At 65.4% G+C, this 17,907-nt stretch carries 20 protein-coding genes; 2 read left to right on the forward strand and 18 right to left on the reverse strand.

What is annotated here, in order from left to right; all coding sequences use genetic code 11:
• Positions 1-35: 35 nt before the first annotated feature.
• From atpG to mnmG, 11 genes are all read right to left on the reverse strand, one after another.
• Positions 36-896, reverse strand: coding sequence for a F0F1 ATP synthase subunit gamma (gene atpG, locus AAGA11_01560; GenBank protein ID MEM9601523.1), 861 nt, complete (start codon positions 894-896; stop codon positions 36-38).
• 14 nt (positions 897-910) lie between these two features.
• The gene (gene atpA, locus AAGA11_01565; protein ID MEM9601524.1) at positions 911-2,452 is read right to left on the reverse strand and encodes a F0F1 ATP synthase subunit alpha; all 1,542 of its coding nucleotides are present in this window, start codon (positions 2,450-2,452) and stop codon (positions 911-913) included.
• 32 nt (positions 2,453-2,484) lie between these two features.
• Positions 2,485-3,021 (reverse strand): F0F1 ATP synthase subunit delta, encoded by a 537-nt coding sequence (locus AAGA11_01570; GenBank protein ID MEM9601525.1) that lies wholly within the window; start codon positions 3,019-3,021, stop codon positions 2,485-2,487.
• Positions 3,022-3,033: 12 nt separating this feature from the next.
• Positions 3,034-3,504 carry a F0F1 ATP synthase subunit B gene (locus AAGA11_01575; protein ID MEM9601526.1) on the reverse strand — a complete coding sequence of 157 codons (471 nt, stop codon included), beginning with the start codon at positions 3,502-3,504 and terminating at the stop codon, positions 3,034-3,036.
• A gap of 74 nt (positions 3,505-3,578) precedes the next feature.
• On the reverse strand, positions 3,579-3,806 hold the full coding sequence (gene atpE, locus AAGA11_01580) for a F0F1 ATP synthase subunit C (GenBank protein ID MEM9601527.1): 228 nt from the start codon (positions 3,804-3,806) through the stop codon (positions 3,579-3,581).
• A 65-nt stretch (positions 3,807-3,871) separates the two neighbouring features.
• The gene (atpB, locus tag AAGA11_01585) at positions 3,872-4,684 is read right to left on the reverse strand and encodes a F0F1 ATP synthase subunit A (protein MEM9601528.1); all 813 of its coding nucleotides are present in this window, start codon (positions 4,682-4,684) and stop codon (positions 3,872-3,874) included.
• Positions 4,685-4,690: 6 nt separating this feature from the next.
• Positions 4,691-5,086, reverse strand: a complete 396-nt coding sequence (locus AAGA11_01590; GenBank protein ID MEM9601529.1) for an ATP synthase subunit I — start codon at positions 5,084-5,086, stop codon at positions 4,691-4,693.
• Positions 5,087-5,237: 151 nt separating this feature from the next.
• Positions 5,238-6,107 (reverse strand): ParB/RepB/Spo0J family partition protein, encoded by an 870-nt coding sequence (locus AAGA11_01595; protein MEM9601530.1) that lies wholly within the window; start codon positions 6,105-6,107, stop codon positions 5,238-5,240.
• Positions 6,100-6,936, reverse strand: coding sequence for an AAA family ATPase (locus AAGA11_01600; protein ID MEM9601531.1), 837 nt, complete (start codon positions 6,934-6,936; stop codon positions 6,100-6,102). Before AAGA11_01600 ends, AAGA11_01595 begins: the two co-directional genes overlap by 8 nt.
• Positions 6,933-7,571 (reverse strand): 16S rRNA (guanine(527)-N(7))-methyltransferase RsmG, encoded by a 639-nt coding sequence (rsmG, locus tag AAGA11_01605; protein ID MEM9601532.1) that lies wholly within the window; start codon positions 7,569-7,571, stop codon positions 6,933-6,935. The genes AAGA11_01600 and rsmG overlap by 4 nt, the downstream gene beginning before the upstream one ends.
• Complete coding sequence (mnmG, locus tag AAGA11_01610) at positions 7,568-9,472, reverse strand: tRNA uridine-5-carboxymethylaminomethyl(34) synthesis enzyme MnmG (protein MEM9601533.1); 1,905 nt, start codon at positions 9,470-9,472, stop codon at positions 7,568-7,570. Before mnmG ends, rsmG begins: the two co-directional genes overlap by 4 nt.
• A gap of 182 nt (positions 9,473-9,654) precedes the next feature.
• On the opposite strand from mnmG, the gene argE reads away from it, so the two are divergent.
• Positions 9,655-10,812 (forward strand): acetylornithine deacetylase, encoded by a 1,158-nt coding sequence (gene argE, locus AAGA11_01615; GenBank protein ID MEM9601534.1) that lies wholly within the window; start codon positions 9,655-9,657, stop codon positions 10,810-10,812.
• A gap of 52 nt (positions 10,813-10,864) precedes the next feature.
• On the opposite strand, the gene AAGA11_01620 is transcribed toward argE, so the two are convergent.
• Positions 10,865-11,314 (reverse strand): Hsp20 family protein, encoded by a 450-nt coding sequence (locus AAGA11_01620; GenBank protein MEM9601535.1) that lies wholly within the window; start codon positions 11,312-11,314, stop codon positions 10,865-10,867.
• A gap of 134 nt (positions 11,315-11,448) precedes the next feature.
• Between AAGA11_01620 and AAGA11_01625 the strand changes: the two genes are divergently transcribed.
• Complete coding sequence (locus tag AAGA11_01625) at positions 11,449-12,846, forward strand: MBL fold metallo-hydrolase (GenBank protein ID MEM9601536.1); 1,398 nt, start codon at positions 11,449-11,451, stop codon at positions 12,844-12,846.
• 44 nt (positions 12,847-12,890) lie between these two features.
• Here the strand turns inward: AAGA11_01625 and AAGA11_01630 are convergent, their stop codons facing one another.
• From AAGA11_01630 to rpmH, 6 genes are all read right to left on the reverse strand, one after another.
• The gene (locus tag AAGA11_01630) at positions 12,891-13,631 is read right to left on the reverse strand and encodes a hypothetical protein (GenBank protein MEM9601537.1); all 741 of its coding nucleotides are present in this window, start codon (positions 13,629-13,631) and stop codon (positions 12,891-12,893) included.
• 131 nt (positions 13,632-13,762) lie between these two features.
• A complete protein-coding gene (gene mnmE / locus AAGA11_01635; protein ID MEM9601538.1) occupies positions 13,763-15,109 on the reverse strand; it encodes a tRNA uridine-5-carboxymethylaminomethyl(34) synthesis GTPase MnmE in 1,347 nt (448 codons plus the stop codon).
• Positions 15,110-15,111: 2 nt separating this feature from the next.
• On the reverse strand, positions 15,112-16,788 hold the full coding sequence (yidC, locus tag AAGA11_01640) for a membrane protein insertase YidC (GenBank protein ID MEM9601539.1): 1,677 nt from the start codon (positions 16,786-16,788) through the stop codon (positions 15,112-15,114).
• 9 nt (positions 16,789-16,797) lie between these two features.
• The gene (gene yidD / locus AAGA11_01645; GenBank protein ID MEM9601540.1) at positions 16,798-17,043 is read right to left on the reverse strand and encodes a membrane protein insertion efficiency factor YidD; all 246 of its coding nucleotides are present in this window, start codon (positions 17,041-17,043) and stop codon (positions 16,798-16,800) included.
• Positions 17,028-17,330, reverse strand: a complete 303-nt coding sequence (gene rnpA, locus AAGA11_01650; protein ID MEM9601541.1) for a ribonuclease P protein component — start codon at positions 17,328-17,330, stop codon at positions 17,028-17,030. The genes yidD and rnpA overlap by 16 nt, the downstream gene beginning before the upstream one ends.
• A 62-nt stretch (positions 17,331-17,392) precedes the next feature.
• Positions 17,393-17,530: a 50S ribosomal protein L34 gene (gene rpmH / locus AAGA11_01655; GenBank protein ID MEM9601542.1), complete on the reverse strand. Its 138-nt coding sequence runs from the start codon at positions 17,528-17,530 to the stop codon at positions 17,393-17,395.
• Between the last annotated feature and the right edge of the window lie 377 nt (positions 17,531-17,907).

Here is a 17,907-nt window from a genome sequence, read left to right on the forward strand (position 1 = left end):
CCTGGAAATGCTGTAACTGGTTGTTGGCTGTGTCATCAGATGGCCGCTGCGCCACCCACGATCTCGGCAATCTCTTGCGTGATCGCAGCCTGACGGGCCTTGTTGTACACGAGCTGTAATTCGTTGATGAGCGTACCGGCGTTGTCCGACGCAGCCTTCATGGCGACCATCCGCGCCGCCATTTCACACGCGACGTTCTCGACCACGGCCTGGTACACCAGCGACTCGATGTAGCGGGTCATGACCCCGTCGACGACGTCCTTGGCATCGGGCTCGTAGAGGTAATCCCAGTGGTGAGACAGGGATTCGTCGGAGTCCGGCACCACAGGCACGAGCTGCACGGCTTCGGGCGACTGCGTCATGGTGTTGACGAAGTCGTTTTGCACCAGGATCAGCTTGTCGATCTTGCCCTCGTCGTAGGCCTGCAGCATGACCTGAACCGCACCCATGATCTGGTCGAGTTCGGGCGCGTCACCGAGGCCGGAGGCCTCTGCCACGATGTTGCAGTCGAGCCGCCGAAAGAAGCTGCCCGCCTTGCGACCGAACAGGCAGACGTCGACCTCGACGCCCTCGCTGCGGTAGGTCGCGAGCTCGCTGATAGCCTTCTTGAACAGGTTGATGTTCAAGCCGCCGCACAGACCGCGGTCGGTGGAGACCACGATCATGCCCACCCGCTTCGTCTCGCGGTTGGTCAGGTAGGGGTGGTGGTATTCCGCGTCCGCGGCCGCCACGTGCCCGATCATCTCGCGCATCTTTTTCGCGTACGGTCGCGTCGCAGACATCCGGTCCTGGGCACGGCGCATCTTGCTCGCCGCGACCATTTCCATCGCCTTCGTGATCTTCTGAGTATTCTGGATACTCTTGATCTTCGTCCGTATTTCTTTGGCGCCTGCCATGGGTCCGCTCCGTCTTACCAGACGCCGTTGGCTTTGAACCCGTCCAGGACGGCCTTCAGGCCCTCGAGGATCTCGTCAGAGTACGCACCGGTGTCGTTGATTTGCTGGATCAGATCGCCGTGGTTGCTGCGCGCGTAGTCGTGCAGCGCTTCCTCGAAATCCACCACCTTGTTGACGTCAACGTCATCGAGGTAGCCCTCGTTCGCCGCGTACAGCGACATCGCCATCTCGCCGATGCTGAGCGGTGAGTACTGCTTCTGCTTCATGAGCTCGGTCACGCGCTCACCGCGCTCGAGCTGCTTGCGCGTCTGCTCGTCGAGGTCGGATGCGAACTGGGCAAAGGCCGCGAGCTCGCGGTATTGAGCGAGCGCGAGACGCACACCGCCGCCGAGTTTCGAGATGATCTTGGTCTGGGCCGCTCCACCCACCCGCGAGACCGACACACCGGCGTTGATGGCCGGGCGAATACCCGCGTTGAACAGATCGGATTCCAGGAAGATCTGGCCGTCGGTGATCGAGATCACGTTGGTCGGTACGAAGGCCGAGACGTCACCGGCCTGCGTTTCGATGATCGGCAGGGCCGTCAGTGAGCCGGTTTGGCCTGTGACTTCACCGTTGGTGAGCTTCTCGACCTCGGCTTCGTTGATTCGCGCCGCACGCTCGAGCAGACGCGAGTGCAGGTAGAAGACGTCACCGGGGTACGCTTCCCGGCCCGGCGGGCGACGCAGCAGCAGCGACACCTGACGGTAGGCCCAGGCCTGCTTGGTCAGATCGTCGTAGATGATCAGCGCGTCTTCGCCGCGGTCGCGGAAGTACTCACCCATGGAGCAACCCGCGTAGGGCGCGATGAACTGCAGGGCCGCGGAGTCCGAGGCGCCGGCGGCGACCACGATGGTGTGGTCGAGCGCACCGTGCTCTTCAAGCTTCGACACCACGCCGGCAATCGACGACTGCTTCTGGCCGATGGCGACGTAGACGCACTTGATGCCAGTGCCTTTCTGGTTGATGATCGCGTCGATCGCCACCGCGGTCTTGCCGGTTTGGCGGTCGCCGATGATCAGTTCGCGCTGGCCGCGGCCGATCGGCACCATGGAGTCGATCGACTTCAGGCCCGTCTGGACCGGCTGGCTGACCGACTGGCGCGTGATAACGCCCGGTGCCACCTTCTCGATCGGCGCGGTGCCGGCCGCGTCGATCGGGCCCTTGCCGTCAATCGGGTTGCCGAGCACGTCGACCACGCGTCCGAGCAGGCCTTCGCCCACCGGCACCTCGAGGATGCGGCCGGTGCAGCGCACCTTGTCGCCTTCGGCGAGGTGGGAGTAGCCACCAAGAACCACCGCACCGACGGAGTCGCGCTCGAGGTTGAGTGCCATGGCGAAGGTGTCGCCCGGACACTCGATCATCTCACCGTACATGGCGTCGGTCAGACCGTGAATACGCGCCACCCCGTCGTTCAAGCTGACGATGGTGCCCTCGGTGCGTGCTTCAGCGCCGGATTCGAAATTGCCGATCCGCTCTTTGATGAGCTCGCTGATTTCAGATGGATTGAGTTGCATCGAATTTTCCTGTGTTCGGTCGTCGTCGGGGGTCAGCGGTTCAGCGCTTGTCCAAGCTTCTCGAGCTTGCCCCGGATGGAACCGTCTATAACCAAGTCACCGGCCTGGATGATGGCGCCGCCCAGCAGCGATTCATCGACCACACTGTTGATCTTCACGGTACGCGACAGGCGCTTGCCGAGCGCCTCGGCGAGCGTTGCAGCTTGTTCGTCGGTCAGTGCCATGGCAGTCCGCACGTCTGCCTCAACGGTGCCCTCGGCATCGCTGCGCAGCGTCTCGTACTGACGCGCCACTTCGGGCATCAGCGACAGGCGATCGTTCTCGGCCATCAGCCGAACCACGTTCTTCGCCTTGTCACCGAGGCTGTCGCCGCACACCTGGCAGACCGCATCGGCCCGTGCCGCTGCCGTCGCCGCGGGCGATTCGAGCAAGCCGCGCATGTCGTCGTTGCTGACCACCGCCGCGAGCGTGGACAGCGTATCGCTCCACGCTTGCATCTCGCCGTCGGCGTGCGCCATTTCGAACACCGCTTTGGCGTAGGGCCGGGCTGCTGTGCTGAGTTCTGACATCTCAGGTCACCCTCAGAGCTGCTTGACCAGATCGTCCAGCGCTTCCGCGTGGGCGTTCGCGTCGATTTCCCGACCGAGGATGCGTTCTGCACCGGTCACGGCAAGTGCCGACACCTGTGCACGCAGGGCCTCGCGGGCACTGACAACACCCTGGTCGATTTCCGACTGCGCCGCCGCCTTCACCTTATCGCCTTCGCTGCGCGCTTCATCACGCGCCTCGTCGACCATCTGGTTGGACCGCTTTTGCGCCTGGGCGATGATCTCGGCAGCCTGGGCCTTGGCGTCGGAAATCAGTTGCTCGGCTTCGCGCTTGGCAACTTCTTCCGCTTCGGCGCCTTTCTCAGCCGCCGCGAGCCCGTCCGCGATTCTCGCTTGCCGCTCGTTCATCGCAGCGATGATCGGCGGCCACACAAACTTCATGCAGAACCACACGAACAACCCGAAGGAGATCGCCTGGCCCAGCAATGTGGCATTGAAATACATGTCCTACCCCTCAGTTAGGCTATCGGACAGCACCGGGACCACGCCCTGGAGCCGTCGAATAGGTCTGTTGAAGATCAGACTGCGAACAGCAGGTAGAGCGCCATGGCCACGGCGATGATCGCGAGGGCGTCGATCAGACCGGCGACGATGAACATCTTGGTCTGAAGCATCGGGACCATTTCCGGCTGACGCGCCGCGCCTTCGAGGAAGCGACCACCGAGCAGACCGAAGCCGATGGCCGTACCGGCGCCGGCGAAACCGAGCATGATGGCGGCAGCGATGTATTTGAGTCCGAGTTCCATTGTTAACTCCCAGATCGATTCAAGTTTGGGTTGTGGAAAGAAAAAACCGTGGTGTCATACCGCCGTCAGTGGTGCTCGTGCGCCATGGCGAGGTAGACGATAGTGAGTGTCATGAAAATGAACGCCTGCAACACCACCACCAGGATGTGGAAGATTGCCCAGGGCAGTGCCAGTGTCCATTGCAGGTAGAAGGGCAACAGCGCGATCAGGATGAAGATCAGTTCGCCGGCGTAGAGGTTGCCGAACAACCGCAACGCAAGCGACAGCGGCTTGGCGATCAGCCCCACGCCCTCGAGCAGCAGATTGGCCGGAAACATCCACTTCGGAAACGGCTGGAAGGCCAGCTCCGCGAAGAAGCCACCCGGCCCCTTGACCTTGAGGCTGTAGTAGATGATCAACGCGAAGACCGACAGCGACATGCCGAAGGTCACGTTGATGTCGGTGGTCGGTACCACCTTCATGTAGTGAACGCCAAAGACCGTGGCGAAGGTGGGGATCCAGTCGACTGGCACGAGATCCATCACGTTCATGAGCAGGATCCACACGAACACCGTCAGCGCCAGCGGTGCGATCAGCGCGTTCTTGGCGTGAAACGACTCCTTCACCGCGGTGTCGATGAAATCGATGATCATCTCAACCGCATTCTGCAAGCCGCTCGGGACCTCCGAGTGCATGTTGTCCGCCACGCGCTTGAACACCCAGCAGAACAACGACCCGAGGCCGATGGCCCACAACATCGAATCCACGTGGATCGCCCAGAAACCCATCTCGGCCGCTTCCTTGCCGTTGTGCGCAAAGCCGAAACCGTTCTCGGGGTGCACACCCAACGTCAGGTTGGTGAGGTGGTGCTCAATGTACTCTTTTGCTGTACCCGCCATGCCACGTCATGCCCTTGAAAATTTGGCCTGCCGCCGGCGGTAGCCGTCGACAAGCGGAAATAACCACACCACGGATTGCGCGGCGACCACGCCGAGCAGCAGTCCGAAGGGCTGGACGCCCGGCCAGTAGGCCAGCGCCAGCGCCACCGCGCTGGCGACCGCCACCAGCTTGATGACCTCACCGAGCGTGAACGCGGCGAGGATCGCACCCGCTGCGCGCGCGCCTTGGCGTGAAAACGCCAGCGCTGCGAACGCGAGATTGGGTAACCAGTAAGCCAGTCCGCCCACGAGCGCTGATACGGCCCAGTCCGACCCCACCGCAAGGCACAGCACGGGGACCGACAGCACCACCACCGCCTGCAGGCGGAGCAACAATCGGATGGCCGGAGGTCTGGAGGTCATCGCGTTGCGGTGCTCGTGTCGTGTTGCGAAATAACCCTTTGATAAAATAGGCTATTTCGCATTTTCCCCGGCCGCCACGGTGCGCGGCGAAACTATCAACTCAAGTATAGGATTCACAACACAAGGGGTCAAGACAAAGCGGATCAATGGCTTAGCGAATTCGACCCAGGATACCGTCGAGCTGGACCAACGAGCTGTAACGAATCTCCACAACGCCGCGCCCTTTGCTCGCGGTGCGGATTTCCACCGGCGCGCCGAGGCGCTCGCCGAGTTCCTCGGCGAGTTTGCGGATGTTGGGGTCGTCCGGCGCGCGGCGTGCCGGCGGACGCTTGCCCGGGTCGAGCCGTTCCTTCACCAGCGCCTCGGTTGCGCGCACGCTGAGGCCGCGCTCGACCACCGCTTGCGCCACAGCGAGCTGGTCACTGCCTTCGAGCGACAGCAGCGCCCGCGCGTGGCCCATTTCGAGCCGACCGCTGTCGACCAGTGCCTTGACCTCCGGGTGCAGGTCGAGCAGCCGCAGCAGGTTGCTCACGGCGGCGCGCGAACGGCCCACCGCTTCGGCGACCTCGGCGTGGGTCAGCGAGAAGTCCTGCTGCAGCCGCTTGAGCGCGCTGGCTTCTTCGAGCGGGTTGAGGTCCTTGCGCTGGATATTCTCGATCAGCGCAATGGCCGCGGCGGCGCGGTCGTCGAGTGTGCGCACCAACGCTGGCATGTCGTGCAGGCCCGCGCGTTGCGCCGCCCGCCAGCGACGCTCGCCCGCGACCAATTCGTAGCGGTCACCCACCGCGCGCACCACGATCGGCTGCACCAGGCCCTGCGCCCGGATGGAATCGGCGAGTTCGTCGAGCGCCTCATCGTCGAACTGACGCCGCGGCTGGTAGGGGCTTCGGGTGATCTGCTCGATCGGGATCGTCGACAGGCTGCCGTCGCGCTCCAGTGGACGTTCGAGGGCGCTCAGGTCGGACCCGCCGCCCAACAGCGCCTCCAGCCCCTTGCCCAGGGCACGCTTGCCATTACTCATCGGTCGCGTTCTCCGCCAGTCGGTCCGCATCGGGTTGTCGCTCGGGCTCGGCCGCTTTGCGCTGCAGCGCGTCGCGCCGGATGATCTCGCCGGCCAGCGCGAGGTAGGCCAACGCCCCGCGCGACGATTTGTCGTGGTACAGCACCGGCCGGCCGTGGCTCGGCGCCTCCGCCAGGCGCACGTTCCGGGGCACGATGGTGCGGTAGACCTTGTCGCCGAAGTGTCGCACGAGCTGCTGGGACACATCGTTGCCGAGGTTACTGCGGCCGTCGAACATGGTGCGCAACAGGCCCTCGATGGTCAGCCGCGGATTGACCGAGTGGCGCACGTCCTCAATGGTTGAAATGAGCGCAGACAGGCCTTCAAGCGCGTAGTACTCGCACTGCATCGGGATCATCACGCCGTCGGCGGCAACCAGCGCGTTGAGTGTGAGCAGGTTCAGCGAGGGCGGGCAGTCGATCAGGATGTAGTCGAAATGCTCCCGCTCTGGCTCGAGCGCCCGGCGCAAGCGCTGTTCTCGCGCGAGCTTGTCCATCAGGGTGATTTCGGCCGCGGTCAATTCGCTGTTGGCGCCGAGCACGCTGAACTGGTAGTCGGACACCGGCATGATCGCGTCCGCCGCCGTGCTCTCGCCGACGAGCACGTGGTAGACGCTGCGCGCGAGGTCGTCCTTGTCGAGACCGCACCCGGTGGTGGCGTTGCCCTGGGGGTCCATGTCGACCAGCAGCACACGGCGGTTGGTCGCCGCCAGCGACGCCGCCAGATTGACGCAGGTCGTGGTCTTGCCGACCCCGCCCTTCTGATTGGTGATCGCGATGATGCGCGTCATGGTGTTGCCGTCTCGGTCCGTTGCAAGCTGACCACGTGCCGCTCACCGTCGGTGAAGGGCACGCGCAACGCGTCCACCGACACCACGGTGCAGTCGTCGATGGCCTCACCCAGAGTGTGGCCTGTTTTTTTGCCAACCATCGCCACAATCGTGCCCCGGGCTCGCACATAGGCCGTCGCGATGCGCGTGAAGGCCGCCAGATCGGCAAACGCGCGCGAGATGACGGTGTCAAAATCCCGACCATTCTGCCAGCTTTCCGCGCGGGCGTTGACCACCGCCACGTTGTCGAGCCCGAGGCTGATGGCCGCCTGGGTCAGGAACCGCGTTTTCTTGCCGTTGCTGTCGAGCAGCGTGAGCTGCCACTGCGGTTGAACGATCGCGAAAATCAGCCCCGGCAGCCCGCCACCCGACCCGAGGTCAAGCACGTGCGCGCCGCGCACGTGGGGCAGCACCGCAGCGCAATCGAGGATGTGGCGATCGACCACGGCAATCGGCTCGCGCACCGCCGTGAGGTTGGTCACGCGGTTCCAGCGCAGCAGCAGCGCGGTGAAATCGAGCAGGCGCTGACGGACCTCGGGGGTCACTGTCATATCGAGCTGCGCGAGCCCGTCGTCGAGGCGCTCGCCGGGCGTCATCCCGCCTCGCGCGCGGACGCGCCGCCGCGCTGTCGGTGTTTCTTGAGGTGCACCAGCAACAGGCTCACGGCCGCCGGCGTCACGCCCGGAATCCGGCTCGCTTGCCCGACCGTGTGTGGCCGGTGCTCGAGGAACTTCTGCTGAACCTCGGCCGAGAGCCCGTGCACGGCACCGAAGTCGAAATCCGACGGCAAGGCGGTGTGCTCGTGACGCGACGCCTTCGCGATCTCCTGCTGCGCGCGCTCGATGTAGCCCTGGTACTTGATCTGCACCTCGACCTGCGCTGCCACGGCCGCGTTCGCGGGCGCCGCCGGACCGAGTCCCGCCTCGACGAGGCCGGCGTAGTCGACGCCCGGTCGGCGCAGTAACTCCGCCAACCGCTGGTCCTTCTTCAGCGGCTCGCCCAGCAACGCCACTTCGACCTCGGGCGCCACTTGCCCCGGGCGCAACCAACCGGTGTGCAAGCGTTGCCGTTCGCGCTCGACCGCCTCGCGCTTGGTGTCGAAGGCGCGCCAGCGCCGCTCGTCGACCAGGCCGAGTTCACGGCCGCGTTCGGTGAGACGCCAGTCCGCGTTGTCTTCGCGCAAGATCAGTCGGTGTTCGGCCCGGCTGGTGAACATGCGGTAGGGCTCGTGGGTGCCCTGGGTAACGAGGTCGTCGACCATCACACCGAGGTAGGCCTGGTCGCGTTGCGGCCACCACGGCTCGAGGCCGCGCACCGCCCGCGCCGCGTTGAGGCCGGCGAGCAACCCCTGTGAGGCGGCCTCCTCGTAACCGGTAGTCCCGTTGATCTGCCCCGCAAAATACAAGCCCTGAACACTGTTGACTGCAAGGCTCGCGGACAGGCGGCGCGGGTCGAAGAAGTCGTACTCGATCGCATAGCCCGGCCGGGTGATGTGGGCCTGTTCGAACCCCGCTATCGATCGGATGTACTGCAGTTGCACATCGAATGGCAGGCTCGTGGACAGGCCGTTGGGGTACAACTCGGTGCTCTCGAGCCCCTCGGGCTCGACGAAGATCTGGTGCCGGTCCCGGTCGGCGAAGCGGACCACCTTGTCCTCGATCGAGGGGCAGTACCGCGGTCCGACGCCGTCGATCTCGCCGCTGTACATCGCCGACCGGTCGAGGTTGTCCGCGATGATGCCGTGGGTCGTCGCGTTGGTGTAGGTGATGTGACACGGGATCTGACGCGGGTGGTCCGCAACCGAACCGAGGTAGGAGAACACCGGCAGCGGGTCGTCGCCGTGCTGCTCGCTCATCACCGAGAAATCCACACTGCGCGCGTCAATGCGCGGGGGCGTGCCGGTTTTCAGACGACCCGCGCCGAGGTCCAGGTCGCGCAAGCGCGCCGCAAGGGTTTCGGCCGCTGGGTCGCCCGCGCGTCCGGCCCGGGTCTTGACCTCTCCGATGTGGATCAGTCCGGCGAGGAAGGTGCCGGCGGTCAGCACCACACAGGGTGCCGAAAACGTCAGGCCGGTCTGCGTGCGCACACCGCTGACGGTGTCGCCGCTGAGCACCAGGTCATCGACCGAGGCCTGGAAGAGGTCGAGACCGGGCTGCTGTTCAACCCGTGCGCGCACGGCCGAGCGGTAGAGTGTGCGGTCCGCCTGCGCACGCGTGGCGCGCACCGCCGGGCCCTTGCGCGCGTTGAGCGTGCGGAACTGGATGCCGGCACGGTCGGCGGCCACGGCCATCGCCCCACCCAACGCGTCGATCTCCTTGACCAGGTGCCCCTTGCCGATCCCGCCGATCGCCGGGTTGCAACTCATCTGCCCGATGGTTTCGATGTTGTGCGTGAGCAGCAGGGTGCGCACACCGACGCGCGCGGCCGCGAGCGCCGCTTCGGTGCCGGCGTGGCCGCCACCGACGACAATGACGTCGTATCGGGTTGGGTACTGCATGGTTATGCCAAGCGTGTGGGCAGCCGAGTAGTTTAGCGTCGCACAGCGGTCGTCACCAAGACCGCCTCGCCAAAGCGTGACCCCTGCACGCCGCGGGTCGTCGACCGCGTTGACCGAACGTTGGCAGCGGGAGCGCTGCAGTCCACACTGCGGACTCCGCCCGCCCGCGTGCACCCGACAGCATGATCGACACCACTGTGGCCTGGTTGCGTGAGCTGGTCGCGTTCCAGAGCGTCTCGTCGCGCAGCAACCTCGACATCGCCGAGTGCGTGGCGGCGCGCCTGGCCGACGTCGGCGCGCGCGTCGAGCTCCTGCCGAACCGCGCCGGCGACAAGGCCAACGTGTACGCCACGCTCGGCCCGGACACCGACGGTGGCGTTGTGCTGTCCGGGCACCTCGATGTCGTGCCGGTTGCCGACCAGGACTGGGCCACCGACCCGTTCACACTGACGGCGATCGGCAACCGGCTGCACGGCCGCGGCAGCTGTGACATGAAAGGGTTCATCGCCGCGTGTCTGGACCTCGCCCCGCTGTTCGCCGACGCGGCCACCGCGCGGCCGGTGCACTTCGCGTTCACCTACGACGAAGAGGTCGGCTGCCTCGGCGGTCGCGCGCTGGTCGAGACCCTTGCGCAACGGACAACCCGGCCAGGCGTGGCCATCATCGGCGAGCCGACCAGCATGGGCATCGTCAACGGCCACAAGGGGTGTTGCGAGTACAGCGCGCGTTTCAGCGGCCTGGCCGGCCACGGTTCGGCGCCAGCGCACGGGGTCAATGCCGTCGAATACGCGGTGCGCTACGTCTCCCGACTGCTCGCGCTCGCAGACGAACTCAAACGGCGGGCGCCGGTGTCCTCGCCCTTCGACCCGCCGTGGACCACGATCAATGTCGGCGCGGTGCGCGGCGGCGTGGCCCACAACGTGATACCGAGCACGGCGGAAGTCGACTGGGAGATGCGCCCGGTGCAGGACACCGACGCCGACTTCGTCAGGCGCGAGCTCGATCGCTGCGTGCAGGGTGAGCTGTTGCCGGCCATGCGCGCGGTGCACGCCGACGCGGCGATCGAGGTCGAAACCATCGGCGAGGTGGTCGGGCTCGAGCCGTTGGGCAACAACGAGGCCCACGCCATCGTCGCCGAGCTCACCGGCCAGCACGAGGCGCACACGGTGCCCTTCAGCACCGAGGCGGGGCTCTTTCAGCAGCTTGGCATGTCGGTCGTGGTGTGTGGCCCGGGCGATATCGCCCAGGCGCACAAGGCTGACGAATACCTCGAGCTCGACCAGCTGGAACGCTGCCACGCGATGCTGACCGCGTTGAGCGAGACGCTGCGGGTCTCCTGACGGCACAAGCCCGTCAGGAGACGGGCTTGTGTTTTATCGCCAGGTAAATGGCTCAGGCAGCTTCGTGCTCGATCGAGCGGGTCGCGTCACCGCCAATGGCGATCTTGCGCGGCTTCATCGCCTCGGGCAGCTCCTTCACCAGTTCGATGGTCAACAAACCGTTGACCAGCCGGGCACCGGTCACCTCGATGTGGTCGGCGAGGTTGAACTTGCGCTCGAAACTGCGGGTCGCGATGCCGCGGTGCAGATAGCGCCGTTCTGTGGTGTCTTCGGCTTTGCGCGCACGCACCGCCAGCACCCCGCGTTCGACCTCGAGGTCGATTTCGTCTTCGCCGAAACCGGAGACCGCGATGCTGATGCTGTAGGTGTTCTCGCCCGTCGCTTCGATGTTATACGGCGGGTAGCTCGACGGCTCGGAGCCCACCGCAGCGTTGAGCAGATTGACCATGCGGTCGAAGCCCACGGTGGTGCGGTAGAGCGGCGAAAAGTCTATGGTTGTCATGTCGTGTATCCTCGTTGATTAAGCGATAGTGCAACCGGCGCTCTACTCGGAGACCCGCCGCCTGCACTCCCCAATCTCGGGACGCACCGGCGTTTTTCAAGCCCTACCACGCGATATTCGGAACACCCTCAACCATGGACATGACCTTCTACGGCGCCACGGAATCCGTCACGGGCTCCTGCCATATCCTGCGGTGCAACGGTCACACGGTGCTGCTCGATTGCGGATTGATTCAGGGTTCGCACAAGGCTGACGCGCTCAACCGCGACGCCTTTCCGTTCGACGCGGCCGAAGTGGATGCCGTGGTGCTGTCGCACGGGCACATCGATCACTCGGGCCGGCTACCCCTTTTATACAAGCGCGGCTTCCGCGGCCGAATCCACACGCAGAACGCCAGCGCGGACCTAATCGATATTCTTTTGAAAGACTCGGCCAGGCTGCAGGAGTACGACGCTGACTGGTACAACCGCAAACGGCGCAAGGACGGTGAGGCCCTGCGCGAGCCGCTCTACCGACCTGCTGACGTCGAGACGCTGCTGGGCCGGGTCGTCGGCCACCGCTACGGCGCGCGTTTCGAGGTACTGCCGGGTATATCGGCACGCTTGCTGGACGCTGGCCACATCCTCGGTTCGGCCATTGTCGAATTGCAGCTTAGCGAGAACGGGGTATCGCGCACCCTGGTGTTCAGCGGCGACATCGGCCAGCACGACACACCGATCATCAACGACCCCACACCCGTTGCAGAAGCCGACGCGATCATCATGGAAAGCACCTACGGCAACCGTCACCACCGCGACCGCGAGGACACCATCCGGGAGCTCGGTGAGATTGTCGACGCCGCCCACCGCGACGGCGGCAACATCCTGATCCCGGCATTCGCGATCGGCCGCAGCCAGGAGTTGCTCTACCACCTCGGTACCCACTACGACGCCTGGGGCCTGTCAAACTGGAATGTCTTTCTGGATTCGCCTATGGCGATCGAGGCCAGCAAGGTCTACTGGGACTACCCGCAGCTCTACGACGACGAATCCACACGCCTGCGCAAGGGCATACACGACATGCCACGCTTGCAGAATCTGCACTTCAGTCGGTCGGTCGAGGACAGCAAGGCCATCGCTGAATACAAGCGCGGAGCTATTGTGATCGCAGGCTCCGGCATGTGTACCGGTGGTCGCATTCTGCACCACCTCAAGAACAACCTCGCCAACCCGCGCACGCACGTGGTCATCTGTGGGTATCAGTCGCCCGGCACGCTCGGCGGGCGACTGGTCAACGGCGAAGATCAGGTGAAGATCCACGGACGGTGGATCGACAACCGCGCGACCGTACACACGGTGGGTGGGTTGTCTGCGCACGGTGACCAGGCCGATCTGATGCGGTGGTTGCGGGGGTTTCGCACGACGCCGCCGGTGTACGTCGTGCACGGCAACGACCGGGCCAAACAGGGCCTGGTCGACCATCTCAACGAGGTGCACGGCTGGCCGGCCGAGGTGGCGCGCGAGGCGCAGACGGTCGACCTGAGCGAGCTCTGACGAGCGCCGGGGTCAGCCTGCGCCGGCGTTGAACCTGCGGGCGTTCAGCGCTTGCCGCCGCTCACACGTCGACTGGTCTTGATCGCGTTTGCGTTGGCCGCCACCGAACGGGTCTCGAGTTTGACCACACTCGGCAGCTCCTGCAGGTCGCCGACCTTGTTGCGCTCGGCCTCGAGCATCGTCTCGAGTTCCATGATCCGGAGCAACAGGTCCTTGCCCGCCTTGGTGCGCTCGTCGGACAGTTGCCCCTCGAGCAAGGCAATCCGCTCGCGCAGCGCCTGATCGGTGTCGCGGAATTCCGCCACCATGGCTTCGAAAGCGTCAATTTCCGAACGCGCATCCGCCAACGCAGCGTCGCGTGACGCAATGTCAGCGCGAAACGCGTCGGCCGCCTTTTCGGCGTTGGCGATCTCGACCGTGAGTGCATCGCGCTCCGCCTGAGCCGTGGCGAGCTTGCCCTCGACGGCGGTTCGAGCCGCAAGTGCAGCGGCCGAGTCTTTCTCGGCGGTCTTCTGCGCCGCTCGGGCCAACTTGAGGTCGGTTGCGAGGGCAGCCGCTTCACCTTTGCCGTCCTCGAGCCGCTGGCGCAGCGTCGCAACTTGTTGTTCTGCCTTGCGTGCGGCCCGCTTGTGTTGCGTGGCGGCCTCGGATTCCGTTTTCAGGCGCTTTTCGAGCTCAACGATGCGCTTCTCGCACGCCGTTGTGTGTTCGCTCAGCGTCGTCAACAAAACCGTGATCTCACGTTCGTGTTTGATTCGCGTGGGCGTTGGCAACATCTTATTCATAGGACCGTTCCGAAACTGGCTTCAAGGCGGGTGGTGGATCTGCCGAGGGCGATCTGTCTCCCATCCGTGTGCAAGCTCGGGGCCAGTCTGTCGCGCCGACGGGCTTTTGCTTCACATTCCTGAAGCTTTGGTCACTTGCCAATGCAGAATGACGAAAATATTTCACCCAACAGGTCGTCGGCGGTGAACCGGCCGGTGATCGACTCGAGCGACGCATGCGCCGCTCGCAGGTCCTCCGCCACAAGCTCGCCACCGGTGCCGCTGGCGAGCGTCTCCGCCGCACGCTGCAGGGCCACGGACACGGCGTCCAGCGCCGCCAGGTGTCGACGGCGCGCGCTGACCGTGCCGCCGGCGGCGTCCCGCTCGGGCACCACCCGGCGAACGAGCGCCGCCCGCAGTGCGTCGAGGCCCTCGCCGGTGCGCGCCGAGACCCGGATCAGCGGCGCGCGGTCCGGCGGTTCGGGGGCCGCACCGGACAGGTCGGCCTTGTTCCCGACCCAGCAGATCGGGGTGTCGCCACAGGCGTCCGCGAGCGCGCGGTCCGCCTCGCCGACCCCGAGCGTGAGGTCGAACACCAGCACCACCGCATCGGCTTCGTCGAGCTGCGCGCGTGCGCGGCGCACCCCTTCACGTTCGACCGCGTCACGCGCGTCGCGCATCCCGGCGGTGTCGACGAGTTCGACCGGCACACCGTCGAGGTCGAGCATGACCTTGAGCACGTCGCGCGTGGTCCCGGGCACGTCAGTGACGATCGCGACATCGCGCTCCGCCAGGCGGTTGACCAGGCTGGACTTGCCCGCATTGGGCTGACCGGCGAGCACCACGACCGCCCCGTCCTGCAAGCGCATGCCGGCCTCGGCGCGCGCGTGCAACTGTTGCAGCCGGTCGCGCACCGCGGCCAGCTCGTTGCGCACCGGCGCCTCGGCGAGGAAATCGATGTCCTCGTCCGGGAAGTCGAGCGCCGATTCGACGTGCACGCGCAGCGCCGTCAGGGCATCCGAGAGCTCGGCCACCGACTCGGAGAACGCACCCTGCAACGAGCGGGTGGCGGCCCGTGCCGCGCCAAGGGTGCTGGCGTTGATAAGGTCGGCCACGGCTTCGGCCTGGGCGAGGTCGAGTCGGTCGTTGAGAAACGCCCGTTCAGTGAATTCCCCGGGGCGCGCCGGCCGTGCGCCGAGAGCACAGCACCGCGACGCCACCGCGTCGAGCAGCACCGGGTTGCCGTGCCCCTGCAACTCGACCACGTCCTCGCCGGTGTATGAGGCAGGGGCGGCGAAGAACAGCACGATGCCGTCGTCGATCACCCCGCCGCTGTCGTCGAGAAACCGGCGGTGGTGCGCCCGCCGCGGGTCCAATTCGCCGTCACAGAGCGTGGCGGCGATGCGGTGCGCCGCGGGCCCGCTGAGCCGCACCACGCCGATACCGCCCCGCCCGGCCGGTGTGGCCACCGCGACGATGGTGTCGGACGGGGCCGTCACGCCTACGCCGGTTTGGTCGAGGTCTCGCCGATCACCACGCGGGTGATGTACCACTGCTGCGCAATCGACAACACGTTGTTGACGATCCAGTACAGCACCAGGCCCGCCGGAAAGAACATGAAGAACACCATGAACATCCACGGCATGATCATGAAGACCTTCTGCTGGATCGGGTCGACTGGCGCCGGGTTGAGCTTCTGCTGGACGAACATCGAAATGCCCATCAACACCGGCAGCACGAAGTACGGGTCCTTGGCCGCAAGGTCCTCGATCCAGAGCAACCAAGGCGCCTGGCGAAGCTCGACCGACTCGATCAGCATCCAGTAGAGCGCGATGAAGACCGGGATCTGTATCAGCATCGGAAAACAGCTGCCGAGCGGGTTGACCTTCTCCTTCTTGTAGAGCTCCATGGTGGCCTGGCCCATTTTCTCGCGGTTGTCGCCGTAGCGTTCCTTGAGCTCGACCATCTTGGGTTGCAGCGCCTTCATGCGCGCCATCGACTTGTAGCCCATCTCCGAGAGCTTGTAGAAGAAGGCCTTGATCAACACCGTCAGCAGGACGATCGACCAACCCCAGTTGCCGACAAAGCCGTGGATCTTGTTGAGCAACCAGAAAAGCGGCTGCGCGAGCACGGTCAGGTAGCCGAAGTCGACAGTCAAGCGGAGGTTCTCGGCGTAGGATTCGAGCCGGTCTTGTATTTTTGGCCCAGCGTACACGGTCGCGCGAAACTGCGCTGATTCGCCCGGTTGCAGGGAGGTCACGCCCGATGCCGCGCCGAGGATGTAGCGGTCGGTGTTGCGCACATAGTTGCTGTAGAAGGTGGTCTGGCCGCCCTGCTCCGGGATCAGCGCGGCGCCGAAATAGTGCTGAATCATGGCCACCCAGCCGCTGTCGGCTTCGACCCGCACGTCTTTCTCGGCGATGTCCTCGAGGTCGATCTTCTCGTAGACCTCCGCCGGTGTGCTGAGCACGCCACCCGTGTAAGAGCGAATGAACCCGTCGCTCGCGTCGTCGCCCACCGCCGAGCGCATCAGCTGGCCGTAGTGCCATCCCTGCCAGGGTGCATCGCTGTTGTTGACGACATCGTAGACCACCTCGAAACCGTACTTGTCGCGCGTGAAGACCCAGGTTTTGGTGACGTCCACGCCGTCCTCGGACCAGGTGAACGGCACTTCGAGGGTGTCGGACGTGCCGAGCTCGAACTCGGTTGCCGTGCTGCGGTAGATGTCCTGGTGGGTCGGCGCTGTGCCCTGCCCTGTCCGGGCCTGCAGGCCACTTTGCACCTGGACCACGCGAGCGGGGCCCGGCTCGAACACCCGCACCAGGCGCGTGGGTGTTTCGAGTGCCTCGGGGTAATCAAGCAGCTCGAGCAGCACCGGGTTGGCACCGCGGGAGTCGAATTCGATGTTGAGCAGGTCCGTGCGGACACGCACCCATTGACCCTCGGGTGCCTCCGTCGCGGTGTTCACCGTCGGTGCCGCGCCGGCGCTCGGCACCACGTTGCTCGGCAGCGCGCCGTCGTCGTTCACGGCAGCGTCACCGGTTGCACCGGCGGATTGCGTGGCATCGACGGTGTCGGCGACCGGCGGCACGTAGTGGTAGTCGAGCTGCCAGGTTTGCCAGATCAGCATCAGCATCAGGCCGAGTCCGGCATAGAGAAACAGGCGTTGGTTATCCATACAGGGGTATCAAGGCTGTGACGGGTTATCAGGTGCGTCTTCGCGCGGTGGCACCGGGTCGTGTCCCCCGAGGCTCCACGGATTGCAGCGCACGATGCGATGCAGCGCGAGCCAGCCGCCGCGGAGCGCGCCGTGCCGCGTGATCGCCTCGATGGCATACGCCGAGCACGTCGGATGATACCGGCAACTGGCCGGAAAGTACGGACTCAAGCACAGCTGATAGAAGCGGATCGGCAGAATCAGGATGCGACGCATTTTTGCCGTAACCGTTTCCACTGCCGTTCGAGCTCGCTGCGCAGTGCCGCCGGCGTTGCGCCCCGCACGCTGGGGTTGGCCATTGCGACCACGTCAAGGTACCCCACTACCGCGGTCTGCTGACGCCGGAAGCTCTCCCGCAGCGTGCGCTTGGCGGCGTTTCGGTCGACGGCGCGTTTCAGTGACCGCTTGGCGATTGCGAGGCCGAGGCGGCCGTTGGCGTCGTCGCTCACCCGCCCCACGAGGCGGAAATAGTGCCCGCCGACACGCACTCCGCCGCGCAACACGCGCTGAAACTCGGCGGGCTTCAGCAGACGTCGATCGCGGCCGAAGTGCTCACGGTCCCGGATCAGGACGGTGCGAGGCGCTTGCGGCCTTTGGCGCGGCGTGCGCGGATGACAGCGCGACCGCCGCGGGTGGCCATGCGGGCGCGGAAGCCATGGGTGCGCTTGCGTCGCAATGTGTTGGGCTGGAAAGTACGTTTCATGGCCTGATCCTCGGACTGGGCTCTGCCGAAAGCAAAGCCGGACATAGTATGCCGACGCGCTCCTGCCGTCAAAGTAAATTCGCTTCGTGCCCGCGAAAAACGCCTGTGGATAACTGCCCCCTGCCACGATAGACTAGCGACAGACCGCACGCCGAAGTGGCACGCGTGGCACCGGGTCGCGCGCCTCAGCGCCCCCGTACCCCGTGCCCGGCCCCGCGGTCACACCCGAACGCACAACAACACCAGTACAACGTTGCGTCGCCTGACAAACCGTCGCGTGTGCCCCTGGACACCCGGCTCGGGAGTGAGGACCACCCGCCGCTCGCGGTGAGGTGGCCAGTCGCCGTCACCGTGGGCACCGCCCCGAGCTGCCGTCG

The organism is Pseudomonadota bacterium (assembly GCA_039196715.1).
Classification (GTDB): Bacteria; Pseudomonadota; Gammaproteobacteria; order CALCKW01; family CALCKW01; genus CALCKW01.

What these genes read in the sequence shown, in the direction of transcription:
- AAGA11_01630 (MEM9601537.1), bottom strand. Translation starts at nt 13,631, where the DNA reads ATGAATAAGATGTTGCCAACGCCCACGCGAATCAAACACGAACGTGAG.
- yidC (MEM9601539.1), bottom strand. Translation starts at nt 16,788, where the DNA reads ATGGATAACCAACGCCTGTTTCTCTATGCCGGACTCGGCCTGATGCTG.
- AAGA11_01620 (MEM9601535.1), bottom strand. Translation starts at nt 11,314, where the DNA reads ATGACAACCATAGACTTTTCGCCGCTCTACCGCACCACCGTGGGCTTC.
- AAGA11_01600 (MEM9601531.1), bottom strand. Translation starts at nt 6,936, where the DNA reads ATGACGCGCATCATCGCGATCACCAATCAGAAGGGCGGGGTCGGCAAG.
- atpA (MEM9601524.1), bottom strand. Translation starts at nt 2,452, where the DNA reads ATGCAACTCAATCCATCTGAAATCAGCGAGCTCATCAAAGAGCGGATC.
- AAGA11_01625 (MEM9601536.1), top strand. Translation starts at nt 11,449, where the DNA reads ATGGACATGACCTTCTACGGCGCCACGGAATCCGTCACGGGCTCCTGC.
- rpmH (MEM9601542.1), bottom strand. Translation starts at nt 17,530, where the DNA reads ATGAAACGTACTTTCCAGCCCAACACATTGCGACGCAAGCGCACCCAT.
- argE (MEM9601534.1), top strand. Translation starts at nt 9,655, where the DNA reads ATGATCGACACCACTGTGGCCTGGTTGCGTGAGCTGGTCGCGTTCCAG.
- atpB (MEM9601528.1), bottom strand. Translation starts at nt 4,684, where the DNA reads ATGGCGGGTACAGCAAAAGAGTACATTGAGCACCACCTCACCAACCTG.
- AAGA11_01570 (MEM9601525.1), bottom strand. Translation starts at nt 3,021, where the DNA reads ATGTCAGAACTCAGCACAGCAGCCCGGCCCTACGCCAAAGCGGTGTTC.
- AAGA11_01595 (MEM9601530.1), bottom strand. Translation starts at nt 6,107, where the DNA reads ATGAGTAATGGCAAGCGTGCCCTGGGCAAGGGGCTGGAGGCGCTGTTG.
- AAGA11_01590 (MEM9601529.1), bottom strand. Translation starts at nt 5,086, where the DNA reads ATGACCTCCAGACCTCCGGCCATCCGATTGTTGCTCCGCCTGCAGGCG.
- yidD (MEM9601540.1), bottom strand. Translation starts at nt 17,043, where the DNA reads ATGCGTCGCATCCTGATTCTGCCGATCCGCTTCTATCAGCTGTGCTTG.
- AAGA11_01575 (MEM9601526.1), bottom strand. Translation starts at nt 3,504, where the DNA reads ATGTATTTCAATGCCACATTGCTGGGCCAGGCGATCTCCTTCGGGTTG.
- rsmG (MEM9601532.1), bottom strand. Translation starts at nt 7,571, where the DNA reads ATGACGCCCGGCGAGCGCCTCGACGACGGGCTCGCGCAGCTCGATATG.
- mnmG (MEM9601533.1), bottom strand. Translation starts at nt 9,472, where the DNA reads ATGCAGTACCCAACCCGATACGACGTCATTGTCGTCGGTGGCGGCCAC.
- atpG (MEM9601523.1), bottom strand. Translation starts at nt 896, where the DNA reads ATGGCAGGCGCCAAAGAAATACGGACGAAGATCAAGAGTATCCAGAAT.
- atpE (MEM9601527.1), bottom strand. Translation starts at nt 3,806, where the DNA reads ATGGAACTCGGACTCAAATACATCGCTGCCGCCATCATGCTCGGTTTC.